The sequence below is a fragment of the Lentzea sp. NPDC006480 genome, assembly GCF_040611995.1.
GTDB lineage: Bacteria > Actinomycetota > Actinomycetes > Mycobacteriales > Pseudonocardiaceae > Lentzea.
Window position 1 is genome coordinate 98,507 of sequence record NZ_JBEXPJ010000003.1, and the last position, 14,013, is coordinate 112,519.

Annotated in this window: 15 protein-coding genes; 4 read left to right on the forward strand and 11 right to left on the reverse strand. The window is 68.9% G+C overall.

Annotation, left to right across the window (positions count from 1 at the left end; translation table 11 throughout):
• Positions 1-63 precede the first annotated feature (63 nt).
• The 6 genes from ABZX92_RS02605 to ABZX92_RS02630 all read right to left on the reverse strand — a co-directional run bounded on the left by ABZX92_RS02605 (position 64) and on the right by ABZX92_RS02630 (position 5,635).
• Complete coding sequence (locus tag ABZX92_RS02605; protein ID WP_355552892.1) at positions 64-615, reverse strand: GNAT family protein; 552 nt, start codon at positions 613-615, stop codon at positions 64-66.
• A gap of 53 nt (positions 616-668) precedes the next feature.
• The gene (locus tag ABZX92_RS02610) at positions 669-1,946 is read right to left on the reverse strand and encodes a lytic transglycosylase domain-containing protein (protein ID WP_355552980.1); all 1,278 of its coding nucleotides are present in this window, start codon (positions 1,944-1,946) and stop codon (positions 669-671) included.
• 151 nt (positions 1,947-2,097) lie between these two features.
• On the reverse strand, positions 2,098-2,601 hold the full coding sequence (locus tag ABZX92_RS02615; RefSeq protein WP_355552895.1) for a DUF501 domain-containing protein: 504 nt from the start codon (positions 2,599-2,601) through the stop codon (positions 2,098-2,100).
• On the reverse strand, positions 2,577-3,071 hold the full coding sequence (locus tag ABZX92_RS02620; protein ID WP_355552898.1) for a septum formation initiator family protein: 495 nt from the start codon (positions 3,069-3,071) through the stop codon (positions 2,577-2,579). Before ABZX92_RS02620 ends, ABZX92_RS02615 begins: the two co-directional genes overlap by 25 nt.
• A 12-nt stretch (positions 3,072-3,083) precedes the next feature.
• The gene (gene eno / locus ABZX92_RS02625; RefSeq protein WP_355552901.1) at positions 3,084-4,370 is read right to left on the reverse strand and encodes a phosphopyruvate hydratase; all 1,287 of its coding nucleotides are present in this window, start codon (positions 4,368-4,370) and stop codon (positions 3,084-3,086) included.
• A 41-nt stretch (positions 4,371-4,411) separates the two neighbouring features.
• On the reverse strand, positions 4,412-5,635 hold the full coding sequence (locus tag ABZX92_RS02630; protein WP_355552904.1) for a cytochrome P450: 1,224 nt from the start codon (positions 5,633-5,635) through the stop codon (positions 4,412-4,414).
• Between the two features lie 16 nt (positions 5,636-5,651).
• Here ABZX92_RS02630 and ABZX92_RS02635 point away from each other — a divergent pair, with 16 nt between their 5' ends.
• Complete coding sequence (locus tag ABZX92_RS02635; RefSeq protein ID WP_355552907.1) at positions 5,652-6,353, forward strand: alpha/beta hydrolase; 702 nt, start codon at positions 5,652-5,654, stop codon at positions 6,351-6,353.
• Here ABZX92_RS02635 and ABZX92_RS02640 read toward each other — a convergent pair.
• From ABZX92_RS02640 to ABZX92_RS02650, 3 genes are read right to left on the reverse strand one after another with little or no spacing between them, the layout of a single operon-like run.
• Positions 6,338-7,078, reverse strand: a complete 741-nt coding sequence (locus ABZX92_RS02640; RefSeq protein ID WP_355552910.1) for an SDR family oxidoreductase — start codon at positions 7,076-7,078, stop codon at positions 6,338-6,340. The two genes, ABZX92_RS02635 and ABZX92_RS02640, sit on opposite strands and share 16 nt — an antisense overlap.
• A gap of 50 nt (positions 7,079-7,128) precedes the next feature.
• Positions 7,129-8,667 (reverse strand): BTAD domain-containing putative transcriptional regulator, encoded by a 1,539-nt coding sequence (locus ABZX92_RS02645; protein WP_355552913.1) that lies wholly within the window; start codon positions 8,665-8,667, stop codon positions 7,129-7,131.
• Between the two features lie 43 nt (positions 8,668-8,710).
• Entirely contained in the window at positions 8,711-9,160 is a 450-nt protein-coding gene (locus ABZX92_RS02650; protein ID WP_355552915.1) for an Lrp/AsnC family transcriptional regulator, read from the reverse strand.
• A gap of 51 nt (positions 9,161-9,211) precedes the next feature.
• Here ABZX92_RS02650 and ABZX92_RS02655 point away from each other — a divergent pair, with 51 nt between their 5' ends.
• The 3 genes from ABZX92_RS02655 to ABZX92_RS02665 are packed head-to-tail and all read left to right on the forward strand — an operon-like array spanning position 9,212 to position 11,658.
• Positions 9,212-10,363: an aminotransferase class I/II-fold pyridoxal phosphate-dependent enzyme gene (locus tag ABZX92_RS02655; protein WP_355552918.1), complete on the forward strand. Its 1,152-nt coding sequence runs from the start codon at positions 9,212-9,214 to the stop codon at positions 10,361-10,363.
• A gap of 19 nt (positions 10,364-10,382) precedes the next feature.
• Positions 10,383-11,276 (forward strand): DMT family transporter, encoded by an 894-nt coding sequence (locus ABZX92_RS02660; RefSeq protein WP_355552921.1) that lies wholly within the window; start codon positions 10,383-10,385, stop codon positions 11,274-11,276.
• A 10-nt stretch (positions 11,277-11,286) separates the two neighbouring features.
• Positions 11,287-11,658: a tetratricopeptide repeat protein gene (locus tag ABZX92_RS02665; protein WP_355552924.1), complete on the forward strand. Its 372-nt coding sequence runs from the start codon at positions 11,287-11,289 to the stop codon at positions 11,656-11,658.
• On the opposite strand, the gene efeB is transcribed toward ABZX92_RS02665, so the two are convergent.
• Complete coding sequence (gene efeB, locus ABZX92_RS02670; RefSeq protein ID WP_355552927.1) at positions 11,659-12,900, reverse strand: iron uptake transporter deferrochelatase/peroxidase subunit; 1,242 nt, start codon at positions 12,898-12,900, stop codon at positions 11,659-11,661.
• Positions 12,897-14,012, reverse strand: a complete 1,116-nt coding sequence (efeO, locus tag ABZX92_RS02675; RefSeq protein WP_355552930.1) for an iron uptake system protein EfeO — start codon at positions 14,010-14,012, stop codon at positions 12,897-12,899. Before efeO ends, efeB begins: the two co-directional genes overlap by 4 nt.
• Between the last annotated feature and the right edge of the window lies 1 nt (position 14,013).

Sequence of the window (14,013 nt, forward strand, 5' to 3'; positions counted from 1 at the left end):
GCTTCGCCGTCTCCTCACGGGTGGCGGGCCGCTGAAGAGGTAGCGGCAGCGTTGATCGGGAAGTCAGGCCCGCTCGTCCGCCAGCAGCGCGTAGATGAAGGCGTCGCACCACTCGCCCTTGTACAGCTCGTTGTGGCGGTGGTGCGCCTCCCTGCGCATGCCGAGGCGTTCCATCAGCCGCCAGCTCGGCTCGTTGCGCGGGTCGCAGACGGCCGTGATCCGGTGCAGGCCCAGGTCGTCGAACCCGATCTTGAGCATCTGCTGCGCGGCTTCGCGGGCGAGGCCCTTGCCGTGGAACTCGGGGTTGAAGACGTAGCCGATCTCGCCCTGGCGGTGCTCCTCGCTCAGCCACTTGAGGACGACGTCACCGACGACCCTGTGCACCTCCGGCCAGTAGGCGGCCAGCACGAGCCACTGGCCTTCTTCGGTCAGCTCGGTCTGGGTCATCTTCTGGTGGAGCGCCTCCTCGGCCGCCGCGCGGTCTTCGAGGTGGTCGGCGAAGAGGTAGCGGTAGACCTCGGGCCGGGAGCGGGTGGCGTGGAAGTCGTCGAGGTCCGCGGGCTCGTACGGGCGCAGGACGAGGCGCTCGGTCCGCAGCGGGTAGTCAGGTCGCACACCGACCACCTTGCCAAGGATCAGCGGCGGTGCCTCGCGATTTACGGCGAGGGCTAGCTGGGGGTGCTCGTGAGCAGGCTGCTCGGCGTCGCGCTGCCGGCGCCCGTCGACGACTTCTCGGTCGACGACGTGACGGACTGCTGCGAGGTCTCACCGGTCGACTGCGGCGGGTCGGCCTGCTTCGACGTCGTGGTGGTCGTCGTCGTGGTCGTGGTGGTCGTCGTGGTCGTGGTCGTCGACGTCGTGGTGGAGGTCGTCGGGCACGTGGACGAGGTGGACGTCGGCGCCGTGGTCGACGTGGTGGTCGACGTCGAGGTGGTCGTCGTCGAGCAGTTCGGCGGCGTAGTGGTCGTCGTCGTGGTGGTCGTCGTGCCGCCCGGGTTGTTGTTGCCCGGGTTGTTGTTGCCGGGATTGTTGTTGCCCGGGTTGTTGTTGCCCGGCTGCGGGTTCTGCACGTTGTTGCCGTTGTCCGGCAGCGACGGGAGGGCGTTGACGTTCTCGCTGTACTCCTGGGCCCACTTGAGGACCGTCTGGACGTACTTCGTGTCGTTGTTGTAGCGGAAGACCGCCTTGGCGCGGTCGGTCTGCTTCGTCATGTCGCCACCGTCCGCGCAGAGGTAGCGGCCGGCGCCCAGGGCGGCGTCGTAGACGTTGTTCGGGTTGACGTTGCCGTCTTCGTTGCCGTCCGCGCCGAAGCTCGCCCAGGTGCTGGGGATGAACTGCATCGGGCCCACCGCGCGGTCCCAGGCGCTGTCGCCGTCGAGGCGGCCGCCGTCGGTGTCGTGGACGGCCCTCACGTTGAGGGAGCCGTTCAGGACCGGACCGAGGATCTTGGGGGTGGCGTCGCCGACGGCGTTCACACGACCGTTGTTCGCGTGGTTGGACTCGATCTTGCCGATGCCGGCGAGCAGCGCCCAGTCGAGCTTGCAGCCCGGGACGAGCTCGGCCATCTTGTCCTCGGCGCGGAGGTAGGCCTCGAAGACGACGCCGGGGATGTCGTTGTCACTCGGGAAGTCGTCGATCGTGTCGCCGGGGTCGTTGTCGAGGTCGTCGATCTTGCCGTCCTCGAGGTCGGCGAGCAGGGCCGCGCTCAGCTCGTCGGAGAGCGGCAGGCGGCCGGTCGCGCCGAGGGCGGCCGGGTCGAAGCGCAGGGCTCCGTAGACGTCGGCCGGACCGAGGCTGACAGCGATGTCGTTGTGCTTCGAGAGGTTGACCCAGTCGACGAGCTTGGTGCCGACGATCATGGTGGGCGCGAGCATGGCGGCGAGCGCGGCGACGGCGAACCCCTTTTGCCTCGGGGACAGCCGCTGCGGACCACGCAGTTTTGCCATTGCCACGAATACTCACCTCTCGTGCGTCATCGCGGCGCGCCGCCCGGCAGTTACGGCGCGGCCCCCATCGCTGACCCGTTCCACCCTGCCCCACTCCAGAGCCTAGGTGTACCCAAGACGGAGTGAAGCGTCTGTTCGGTTCCGTTGACTGTTAACTCGCGGCACATTCACCTGCCGGCCACAGTCCCTGCCCGGTCAAGATTGCCAGGGCTTCGTCCCCCATGGGATTGACCCCGGGGCCCTTCGCGAGGGCATGAGCGACGTGCACGTGAAGGCACTTAACTCTGCTCGGCATGCCGCCCGCGGTGACTTGCGTGCCCAACGACTCGATGGCGTCCCTCTCTGCGAGGTACGCCTCGTGCGCGCGCAGGTAGGCCGCGGCGAGCTCCTCGTCGACCGCCAGCCGGTCCTGCTGCTCCTTCATCAGCCCGCCGCCCTCCAGCGTGCTGACCAGCGAGTTCAGCTTCGGGCAGGTCAGGTAGTAGAGCGTCGGGAACGGCGTCCCGTCGGGCAGCCGCGGGGCGGTCTGCACGACGTTCGGGTGCCCGCTGGGGCACCTCGAGGCGATCGCACGTGTCCCGCGCGGCGTGCGGCCGAGCTGCTTGGCGACCGTTTCCAGGTCAGCAGCACTTACTTGTGCGTCACCGATTCCCACAGTTCCTCGTACCAAGACCTTTGTGCCGCGGGCTTGCCCGACGGCCTCTCCGATTCAGTGTTCCGCTTCTCGTCACCCGGCAGCTGGACGATGTACGGCGTCTCCCCCGGCCGCACCCAGTGCAGCCGTTTGCGCGCCTCGATCTCCACGTACGCCGGGTCGTTCAACTGCGCCTTCCGTTGCTCCAGCGCAGCCACCTGCTCCCGCAGCTTCTGCTGCTCGGCGCCCACGTCCCGCAGGTCGTCGCGCTGGGACAGGTAGGTCCGCAACGGGACCGCGACGCTCAACGCCAGTGCACAGAGCACCATCGCGAACATCGCGGCCCGCCGCGTACCGGTCATGCCGAACGCGCCGCCCGTGCCGTCGCTACGACGCGACGGCGCCTTCGGGCGGGGCGGCTTGCGCACGCGCGCGGGCCGCGCCTCCCGCTCTTCGCGGGGGCGGCGGGGACGACGCGCGCGCTCGGCCATACCTGAAGCTTCTCAGCTCTCCGGCGTGTAGCGCGGGAACGCGAGCTCACCCGCGTAGCGCGCCGCGTCACCGAGGGACTCCTCGATGCGCAGGAGCTGGTTGTACTTCGCGGTGCGCTCACCACGCGCCGGGGCACCGGTCTTGATCTGGCCGGCACCGGTCGCGACCGCGAGGTCGGCGATGGTCGTGTCCTCGGTCTCGCCCGAGCGGTGCGACATCATCGACTTGTAGCCGTACGACGTGGCCAGCGAGACCGCGTCGAGGGTTTCGCTGAGGGTGCCGATCTGGTTGACCTTCACCAGCAGCGCGTTGGCGGCGCGACGGGAGATGCCCTCCTCCAGCCGCTCCGGGTTGGTGACGAACAGGTCGTCGCCGACGATCTGGACCTTCTCGCCCAGCTCGGCGGTCATCTGCACCCAGCCGTCCCAGTCGTCCTCGGACAGCGGGTCCTCGATGGACACCAGCGGGTAGTCGCGGACCAGCTCGGAGTAGTAGCCGATCATCTGCTCGGCCGATCGCTTCGACTTCTCGAACGTGTAGGCACCGTCGCCGAAGAACTCGGTGGCGGCCACGTCCAGCGCGAGCGCGATGTCGCGGCCGGCGCGGTAGCCCGCCTTCTCGATCGCTTCGAGGATCAGGTCGAGCGCGTCGCGGTTGCTGGACAGGGACGGCGCGAAGCCACCCTCGTCGCCCAGGCCGGTCGCGAGGCCCTTGCTCTTCAGCACGGACTTCAGCGAGTGGTAGACCTCGGCGCCCCAGCGCAGACCCTCGCGGAACGTCTCCGCGCCGATCGGCGCGATCATGAACTCCTGGATGTCCACGTCGGTGTCGGCGTGCGCGCCACCGTTGAGGATGTTCAGCATCGGCACGGGCAGCACGTGCGCGTTCGGGCCGCCGATGTAGCGGAACAGCTCCAGGCCGGACGAGGTCGCCGCGGCCTTCGCGACGGCCAGCGACACACCGAGGATCGCGTTGGCGCCCAGGCGCGACTTGTCCGGCGTGCCGTCCAGGTCGACGAGCTTCTGGTCGACGACGCGCTGCTCGACGGCCTCGATGCCGACCAGCTCGGGCCCGATCTCGTCGAGCACCGCGGTGACCGCGCGCTCGACACCCTTGCCCAGGTACCGCTTGGCGTCGCCGTCGCGCAGCTCCACCGCCTCGTGCTCACCGGTCGAGGCACCCGACGGAACGGCCGCGCGCTCCAGCGTGCCGTCGTCCAGCGCCACCTCGACCTCGACGGTGGGGTTGCCTCGCGAGTCGAGGATCTCGCGTGCTCCGACCTGCTCGATGACCGCCACTTGCGCTCCCTGTTTCTCCTGCGTCTCGTCTCGCGACGAGCCTACTTGGGCACTCTGACAGGCAGGTGCTTGACGCCGTTTTGGAAGTTCGACCGCAGCCTGTCGACGCTGCCATCCAACTGAATCGTGCCAGAAAGGTCCAGCACTGCCTCGAAAATCGCGCGCATCTGGGTCCTGGCCAGCTGCGCACCGAGACAGAAGTGCGGACCGTGCCCGAAGCTGAGGTGATCGGCCTCGCGCCGGCCGACGTCGAACTTGCTCGGTTCTGTGAAAGCTCTCTCATCGCGGTTGGCCGAGGAGAACCAGACGACGACCTTGTCCCCCGCCTTGATCTTCTGCCCGCCCAGCTCGGTGTCCTGGACGGCCGTGCGGCGGAAGTGCATCACCGGCGTCCACCACCGCAGCATCTCCTCGACGGCCGTGCCGAGCAGCGTCCGGTCGGCCCGCAGCCGCTCGTACTGGCCGGGGTGTTCGAGCAGCGCGATCATGCCGCCGGGGATGCCGTTGCGCAGGGTTTCGTTGCCCGCCACGGAGAACAGCCAGAAGAGGTTCTCGAACTCCTCGACCGTGATGTCCTCCCGCATGAGGTTGCTGACGACGTCGTCGGTCGGGTGCTTCCGCTTGTACTCGCCCAGCGCGTGCGCATAGGCGTAGAGATCGGGCATGCCGTCGCGTGCGCGCGGGTCGCGACCATCGGAAGGACGCAGCTCCAAGGCCTGCAGAGCCATCTCGGTCATGCCGGCGGTGTCGCTGGACGACAGCGCGTACTCCGCGTCCTGAAAGCCGATCACGCGGTTGCTCCAGTCGTAGAGCAACGCGCGGTCCTGCCGGGGCACGCCGAAGACGTCGGCCAGCGTCAGCAACGGCAGATCGGCCACGTCGTGGGCGAAGTCGCCGGACGGGTTGGCGATGATCTCGCGGGCGTTCGCGCGGATGCCGTCTTCGAGGCGAGCCACCGCGCGTGGGGTGAATGCGCTGGTCAGCATGCGTCGGAGCCGGGAGTGCTCAGGCGGGTCCTGGTTGAGCATCATGCGCTGGACGTACGCCAGGTCCACGGGCGCGGGGTCGCGGATCTGCGTGGCGCCGCGGTGCGATGAGAAGGTGTGAGGCGAACGAAGCACCGTCCGGACGTCGGCGTGGCGGAAGACAGCCCAGAAGTCGCCGATGCGCACGACGTTCTTTTCGCGCAGCCGGGTGAGTGCGTCGTGAGGGACACCCGAGGTATACGTGTCCGGGTCGACGATCAGCTCGGCATCGGTACGCATAGAACAGGATTCTGACGTGCTCCATGTCGAACGAGGTGGGAACGGGCCACTGCTGGTGCTGCTGCACGGCCTGGGCGCGACCGGCGAGGTGTGGCACGACGTCGTCAGCGAGTGGCAGGGCAGCTGGCTCGTGCCTGACCTGCCCGGTCACGGACGCTCCCCCAAGATCGAGCGCTACTCGTTCGGCTCGCTCGCGGCAGCCGTGGCCGACGTGATCCCGCGCGAACCCGTCACGGTCATCGGGCACTCGCTCGGCGGTGTCGTGGGACTAGCGCTGGCGAGCGGCTGGTTCGGTGTGAAGGTCACGACCTGCATCGGGGTCGGCATCAAGGTCCAGTGGAGCGACGAGGAACTGGAGAAGGCCGCGACACTCGCCGCGAAGCCCGGCAAAGTCTTCGCCACCAAGGAAGAAGCTGTCGCGCGAGCCTCGAAGATGGCGGGCGTGAAACTGGACCACGGAGTGTCCGAAGTGGACGGCGGATGGACGCCATCGCTGGACGTGAAGGCTTTCGGCGTGGGCAGGCCGGACATGCCGGGCCTGATCATGGCCGCGGAGGCCGAGGTCGTGCTGGCGGCGGGCGAGAACGACCCGATGAGCCCCCAGGAGCACCTGAAGGAGCTGGTGCCCGAGCCGGTCGAGTTCCCCGGCGCGGGCCACAACGTGCACGTCGAGTCGCCCTCGTCGATCACCGCGCTGCTGGCTCAGCTCGCCACGTAACCGCCGTCGGCCGTGATGACCGAGCCGGTGACGTAGCTGGAGCGGTCGGAGGCCAGGAACACCACCGCCTCCGCGATCTCCTCGGGCTGGCCGACGCGCTTCAGGGCCGTCAGCGCCGTGATCGCCTCGAACATCTCACCGGCGCCCTGCACGGCGGCGTCGGTGGCGATCGGACCGGGAGCCACGGAGTTGACCCGGACGCCCGCCGGGCCGAACTCGACGGCCCACGACCTGGTCAGCGCGTCCATCGCGGCCTTGGAGGCGTTGTAGACGGAACCGATCGGGGTGCCGATCACGGCCGCGATCGAGGAGACGTTGACGATCGAGCCGCTGCCGCGAGCGACCATCGCCGGCGCGAGGGCCGCGGTGAGGAAGTAGGTGCCGCGGACGTTGACGTCGAACACCTGCTGGTAGCCGTCGAGCGACTGCTCGGGAGTCGGCGAGAACGGGAAGATGCCCGCGTTGTTGACGAGCACGTCGACCTCGCCGACCTCCTGCGCCAGCGTGCGGACGTCCTCGACGCTCGCGATGTCCGAGACGATGAAGTGTCCGGTACCGCCGGCCTGCTCGATCAGCTCGACGGTCTCCTTGCCGAGCTCGGCCCTGCGCCCCGTGAAGTAGACGGTGGCACCCGCCTCCGCGAGCTTGACCGCGATCGCGCGGCCGATGCCCGACGTGGCGCCGGTGACGAGTGCCTTCTTGCCTGCGAGTTCCTTGGTTGACATGTCTACGAACGTGGCCGGGTCAGATCGTCAGGCCATAAATTCCTGATGAATCAGCTGGTCAGAACCGGTGAGCGCCACCCGAAGTACAGCCGCACGAACCGCGGCAGCCGGTAGCGGCCGAGCACCATCGGTTCGATCAGGTGCACATCGGCCAGCGACTCCAGCACGTACTCGATCGCGCCAGGCTCGACGCCCGCCATCTCCGCCGCCTCGCACACGTCGATCACGTCGGCCCGTCGCCTGGAGAAGCACTCGAGCAGGTGCCGCTCCGCCTCGCCGAGCCGCTCCTCCGCCTTGATCATCGGCGCCAGCACGGCCTGGCAGTCGGACGGGATGGTGCTGCCGAGCCGAGTCTCCCGGTCCATCTGGGCCAGCAGCATCCCCATCGTCCAGTGCGGGCGGCCGGTGAGCTTGCCGCCGAGCACCCGGATCGGGTTCGGCATGCGGGACACGCGGTCCAGCACCTCCTCCGCCTCGTCGGGCTCGGCCTCGATCCGCGCCGCGTCGAGCACCTCGCGCAGGAACTCCCGCGCCTCGGTCTCGGTCAGGCCGGCGAGCGTCACCCAGGTGACGCCGGGCAGCTCGTTCCACCGGCGCAGGCTCGTGAGGATCATGGCGCTGCCGGACGTGTGGAGGTCCGCGACCTGCGCCGGGTCCTGCACGTCGTCGACCACGATCAGGAACCGCTTGCCGCGCGCCTTTTCCCGCCACAGCGCGGCTTTGTCGCCGTTGGGGTTCTCCACGCCGACCGCGCGCAACAGCTCGTTGGCGACGTCCTTGGACCGCACGAAGATCTGACCGTCCGGGTACTGGTGCTTGACGGTGTGCGCGATCTGGGTGGCGAGCGCCGTCTTGCCGCTCCCGTGCATCCCGGTGATGCCAACGGTTTTCGGCAACGTGCGGAGTGCCAGCGCGATCTCGGCGGTGCGGCCGGTGAAGTCGGGCAGGCTCGGCGGCAGCTGCTCCGGACGGCGTTCGAGGTGCAGGTCGCCCTTGAGGATCTGGGCGTGGACCTTGCGCAGCTCGGGTCCGGGTTCCAGGCCGAGCTCCTCGTTGAGGAGTGCGCGCGCCTGGTGGTATTCGTCGAGCGCCTCGGCCTGCCTGCCCTCGCGGTAGAGGGCGCGCATCAGCAGAGCGCGCGGGCGTTCACGCAGCGGGAAGAGAGCGACGTGCTTCTGCAGTTCGAGGATGTCGAGCTCGCGTTCGAGCCAGTCCTCGCGGGACTTGAGCCGGTGCTGGGCCAGCCGCGTGCGTTGTGCCTCGAAATAGGTGCTGCTGAGGCCTTCGAGCGGCTCGCCTCGGCAGTCGTCGATGATCTCGGCCGTGAGGGTGTAGCCGCCGTTCTTGGACTTGAGGTCCAGCTCGGGCAGCAGCTTGCGGATCTTGTAGGTGTACGTCCGCAACGCCATGACCGCGCTCGGCGTCGGGTCGTCCCAGACCATGCCGATCAGCTGGTCGTTGCTCAGCCGGATGCCGTTGTTCAGCAGCAACGCCGCCAGCACCGCGCGCTGCTGGCGCGGCCCCAGTTCGATCTCCTCGTCGTTTCGCCAGGCTCGTACCGGACCCATCAGTGAGAAGCGCAGGCTCATGCAACAGCACAACGCCCGCGGGCATTCCCCGCTTCCCCCCTCGTCACGGGTGGGCCGGCAACGGGCGCGGCTCGATCACCTGCTTCATCACGATCGTCGACGTCAGCCCTCGCACCCCTGGCAGCTTGGCCAGCGTCTCCTCGTACAGCCGCTGGTACGACGCGAGATCCGCGGTGACCACCCGCAGCAGGTAGTCGGGGCTGCCGAACAACCGTTGCGCCTCCACCACGTTCGGCACGTCCACCAGCGCGCGGTCGAAGTCGTCCATCGACTCGATCCGCAGCTTGGCGAACACCAGCGCCTCGAAGCCGAAGCCGATCGCGGCCGCGTCCACCACGGCTCGGTAGCCGCGGATCACGCCTGCTCGTTCGAGCTCACGCAGGCGGCGCTGCACGCGGGAGACGCTCAGCTGCACGCGGTCGGCGAGCTCGGTGATGGTCAGGCGGCCGTCGGCCTGCACGTGAGCAAGAATCTTGCGATCCAGGGCATCCATGCAGCAAAGAATCGCAAACACTTCCTCCACGAACGAGCTTAGGTTTGCCCTATGAACCCGTTACGTCAGCTCACCCTGGACCAGCTGAGGCAACGCACGAGCATGAAGTGGCGGTACTACCCCGAGGACGTGCTGCCGGTGTGGGTCGCCGAGATGGACGTCCACCTCGCGGAACCGGTCGCGCGGGCGATCACCGAGGCGGTTGGACGAGGCGACACCGGCTACCCCGCGGGCACCGCCTACGCCGAGGCGCTGGCCGAGTTCGCGAAGAAGCGGTGGGACTGGGCGCCGGCCGTCGAGCGGACCGCGATCGTGCCGGACGTGATGCTCGGCGTCGTCGAGATGTTCCGGCTGGTCTCGCACCGGGACGCGCCCGTCGTCGTCAACTGCCCGGTGTACCCGCCCTTCTACCAGTTCATCGAGTCGCTGGGCCGGACCGTCGTCGAGGCACCGCTCGGCGAGAGCTTCCGGATCGACTTCGAGGCGCTCGAAAGCGCGTTCGTCAAAGCCGGCAAGGGTGCGGTCCACCTGCTGTGCAACCCGCACAACCCGACCGGCACCGTCCACACCGAAGCCGAGCTCACCGCGGTCAGGGACCTGGCTCGCAGGCACGGCATCCGCGTGGTCGCCGACGAGATCCACGCGCCGGTCACGACCGCGAAGTTCGTGCCGTACCTGAGTGTTGCGGACGACGGGCTGTCGTTGATGTCGGCGTCGAAGGCCTGGAACCTGGCCGGGCTCAAGGCCGCGCTCGCGGTCGCCGGGCCGGACGCGGCGGACGACCTCGCGCGGCTCCCGGAGGAGGTGAGCCACGGCCCCAGCCATGTCGGCGTCCTCGCCCACACCGCGGCGTTCAACCACGCCGGCGACTGGCTGGACGCGCTCCTCGACGCCCTCGACGAGAACCGGCGACTCCTGCGAGACCTGCTGGCCGAGCAACTGCCCGCGGTCCGCTACCGACCGGCACCCGGCACCTACCTCGCCTGGCTGGACTGCCGCGAGCTGGGCCTCGGCGACCGTCCCGCCAAGACCTTCCTGGACCACGGCAGGGTGGCGGTCAACTGCGGCACCACGTTCGGCACGGGCGGCAACGGCTTCGTGCGGCTGAACCTCGCCACCTCGCCGGAGATCATCACCGAGGCGGTTCGCCGGATGGCCGCGAGCTTGCGGATCCGGACCGAAACCTCGTGCGAACCCGCATGAGCTGGTAGTTCTGGAACCTGTGCGGATCAAACCAGGCTTCGCGGCGGGCACGGTGCTGGTCTGGGCCTCCGGTTATCCGGTGGGCGCGCTCGCCGTGGCCGTGGCCCCGCCGTTCCTGATGACCACCGTGCGCTTCACCCTCGCGGCCCTGCTCATGGCTCTCATCGCCATCACCACGAGCGCGCGCTGGCCGCGTGGCTGGCCGCTCGTCCACACGTGCGTGGCGGGGTTGCTCGTGCAGGCCTGCCAGTTCTCCGGCGTGTACCTCGGCCTGCGGCTCGGTGTCCCCGCGGCGGTCACCGCGTTGATCATCTCGTGCACACCGGTGCTCACGGCCGTGGTGTCAGCGGGCGTGTTCGGTGTCCGAATTGGACTCAAACAGGTGCTCGGCCTCGCACTCGGCGTCGCCGCGGTGCTCGCCGCGCTGTGGGACCGGCTGGGATCGTTCGGGTCCGGCGCGGTCTTCACCGTGCTGGGCATGCTCGGGTTCGTCGCGGGCGGCGTCTACCAGCAGAAGTTCTGCCGGGACACGGACTTCCGCAGCGGCAACGCGGTGCAGCACGCCGTGTCGGTGCCGGTCGTCGGGCTGCTGGCGCTCACCGAGAACGCCGGCGTGACGGACTGGCGGCAGTTCTGGCTGACCATGGCGTTCCTGGTGCTGGTCAACTCGATGGGCGGCGCGTCGTTGTTCCTGGTCGGCGTCCGCACCGGTGGCGCGGCGGCCATGACCACGCTGTCCTCAGTGGTTCCGTCGGTCACGGCGTTGATCGCGTGGCCGCTGCTCGGGCAGGCGCCGACGACCGGTGTCCTGGCCGGGCTGGTGCTCGGTTTCTGCGCGTGCTGGCTCGGCACGGCCACCCCGAAGAGTGCTGTCGCCCGGACGGCAGTCGAAGAACCGGCGAGCGGTGGGTAACGTTGATCGAATGACGGACAGCACCTTCGAGGCGTTCAGGAAGGCGGAGGCGCTGATGGCACAGCGCCGACCTCTCGATGCGCTCCGCGAGCTGAAACAGGTGCTGGCCGAGGCCGGGGAGGCCCCGTCCGTGCAGCTGCTGGCCGGCCGCGCGTATCTCGGGTCCGCGCAGCTCAACCGGGCTGAGGAAGCGTTCCGGAAGGTGCTCGACCTCGATCCGAGCGACCACTACGCCCGGTTCGCGCTCGGCAAGACGCTGCAGCGGCTCGGGCGCCTCACCGAGGCGCTCGCCCAGTTGCGGATGGCGGTCGCGATGAACCCGTCACCCGAGTACCAGGAAGCGCTCGGCGAGGTCAAAGCCCGGCTGGCCCTGGGAACCTGATCACCTGAACAGGCCCTCGCCCCAGAACCCGCCCTCCTTCACACCCGGCGGCACCGCGAAGTGCGCGGAACCGGTGTGCTCCACGTACTCCATCATCTCGTCCTTTGTGGACAGAGCCTGCTGCATCGGCACGTAGTGCGTGCGCGAGTCGCGGTTGAACCCCAGGAAGAACAGACCGGCGTCAAGGTGCCCGAGCCCGTCCGAGCCGTCGGTGAAGTTGTAGCCGCGGCGCAGGATCCTGACGCCGTTCAACGACTCCGGCGACGCGAGCCGGATGTGCGAGACCTCACCGATCAACGGGACTCCACCCGCGCCGCGGACGTGCAGGTCGGGCTCGTCGAACTCCTTCTGCTGCCCGAGCGGCGCGCCCTCGCCCTTGGTGCGGCCGATGATCTGCTCCTGCTCGCTCAGCGACGTGCGGTCCCAGATCTCGATGTGCATGCGGATCCGGCGGGCCACCAGGTACGTGCCACCGCGGATCCACTCGGGGCCTTCGGTGACCCACACGTGGTCGTGCAGCAGGTCGGTGTCCTCGGCCTTGATGTTGCGCGTGCCGTCCTTGAACCCGAACATGTTGCGCGGTGTGGCCTGCGAGCGAGTGGTCGACGACGTGCGGCCGAACCCGAGCTGCGACCAGCGCACCGCGACCCGGCCGAAGCCGATCCGGACCAGGTTGCGGATGGCGTGCACGGCGACCTGGGGGTCGTTCGCGCAGGCCTGAATGCAGATGTCGCCGTTGCTGCGCGCGGGATCCAGGTCGTCCTGCGGGAAGCGCGGCAGGTCGATCAACGCCTCCGGCCGCTTGTCCTTCAGCCCGAACCTGTCGTCGAACAACGACGGCCCGAAGCCGATCGTGATCGTCAGTGCGGACGCGGGCAGGTCGAGCGCCTCGCCGGTGTCCTTGGGCGGCGCCTCGGCGTTGCCGCCCACCGCACCGTTCTCGGCCGCTTCCTGGCCCGCGGTCATCCGTTCCGCGGCCAGCGTCCACTGCTTGAGCAGGTCGACCAGCTCGTCGCGGCTGGTCGTCTTCACGTCCAGCGCGACGAAGTGCATGTGGTCCTGCGCGGGCGTGGTGATGCCCGCCTGCACGTCACCGCGGAACGGAACCTTCGCCGCGGCGAGGTTCTCGACCTCCGGCGACGGCTTGGTCGCAAGCACACCTGCGGTGGCGCCGGCGCCCGCGAGCGCCACCCCGGCGCCCGCGTAGCCCAGCAGCCTCCGCCGCGAAACCCCTTGGCTCACTTGGCCGACACCACTTCCGCGACCTTGCTGACCGGCTCGCCGAGTGCGTCGACGGCCTCGGCCAGCGCCTTGATCTCGTCCTGCGTCAGCTCCTTGTAGGACTTGAAGCCGTCGCCCTTGCGCTGCTTCTCCAGCGCCTCGTCGAGCGCCTTGAACTTGGCGTCCAGAGTGGACACCAGCGCCTTGTCCTTCTGCTCCACCGCCGGGCGCAGTGCCGCGATGGCCGCCTGCGAACCGTCCACATTGGCCCGGAAGTCCCACAGGTCGGTGTGCGAGTAGCGGTCCTCCTCACCGGTGATCTTGCCGGTGGCGACCTCGTCCAGCAGCTCCTTGGCGCCGTTCGCGAGCTGCACGGGCGTCAGCTCGACCGTCTTCGCCTTGGCCACGATCTCCTTGACGTCGACCAGGAGCTGGTCCGCGATCTTGTCGGAGTCGGCCTGCAGCCCGGACTCCCACAGGTCCTTCTCGAGGCGGTGGTAGCCGGTGAACGCCTGCCCCTCCTCGATCACGTCCTCGCGGCCGTCGATCTTGGGGTCGAGGTCGCCGAAGCTCTCCGCGACGGGCTCGATGCGCTCCCAGTAGGTCCGCGACACCGGGAACAACGCCTTCGCGTCGTCGACCTTCTTGGCCTTGACCGCGCCCACGAACTCCTCGGTCTTCACCAGCAGCTGGTCGGCCTGCGAGCTCACGTACCGCTGGTAGCTCTTGGTCGCCTCGGCCAGCAACGCGTTGCCGTCGGTGGACTTCTTGCTGTCACCGGTGACCGTGAAGTCGCCGCGGATGCCGTCGCCCTTCATGCCGGGCTTGCACGCGGTCTGGAACTTCCCGGCCTCGCCGACCTCGACGATCAGCTTGCGGCTGAGCCCAGGTCCGATGTTCTCGACCTCGCCGAGGATCCGGTCGCCCTCCGCGTAGAGGTAGAACTCGGTCACCTTGCTGCCCTTGTTCGTGACCTCGAACGTGACGGGCCCGGTGGCCGCCTCGGTCTTCGCGACCTTGCACGCGTCGTCGCTCGCCTCGACAGCGATGTTGCCGCTGGCGTTGTTCGCGCCGCCGTTGCTGCACGCCGCCAGCACCGCGAGCGAACCGAGAATCCCCACTACCTTGCGCACG

Excerpts from the sequence above, each read along its gene's own strand:
- ABZX92_RS02610 (WP_355552980.1), bottom strand. The coding sequence starts at position 1,946 with ATGGCAAAACTGCGTGGTCCGCAGCGGCTGTCCCCGAGGCAAAAGGGG.
- ABZX92_RS02620 (WP_355552898.1), bottom strand. The coding sequence starts at position 3,071 with ATGGCCGAGCGCGCGCGTCGTCCCCGCCGCCCCCGCGAAGAGCGGGAG.
- ABZX92_RS02630 (WP_355552904.1), bottom strand. The coding sequence starts at position 5,635 with ATGCGTACCGATGCCGAGCTGATCGTCGACCCGGACACGTATACCTCG.
- ABZX92_RS02640 (WP_355552910.1), bottom strand. The coding sequence starts at position 7,078 with ATGTCAACCAAGGAACTCGCAGGCAAGAAGGCACTCGTCACCGGCGCC.
- ABZX92_RS02645 (WP_355552913.1), bottom strand. The coding sequence starts at position 8,667 with ATGAGCCTGCGCTTCTCACTGATGGGTCCGGTACGAGCCTGGCGAAAC.
- ABZX92_RS02650 (WP_355552915.1), bottom strand. The coding sequence starts at position 9,160 with ATGGATGCCCTGGATCGCAAGATTCTTGCTCACGTGCAGGCCGACGGC.
- ABZX92_RS02655 (WP_355552918.1), top strand. The coding sequence starts at position 9,212 with ATGAACCCGTTACGTCAGCTCACCCTGGACCAGCTGAGGCAACGCACG.
- ABZX92_RS02665 (WP_355552924.1), top strand. The coding sequence starts at position 11,287 with ATGACGGACAGCACCTTCGAGGCGTTCAGGAAGGCGGAGGCGCTGATG.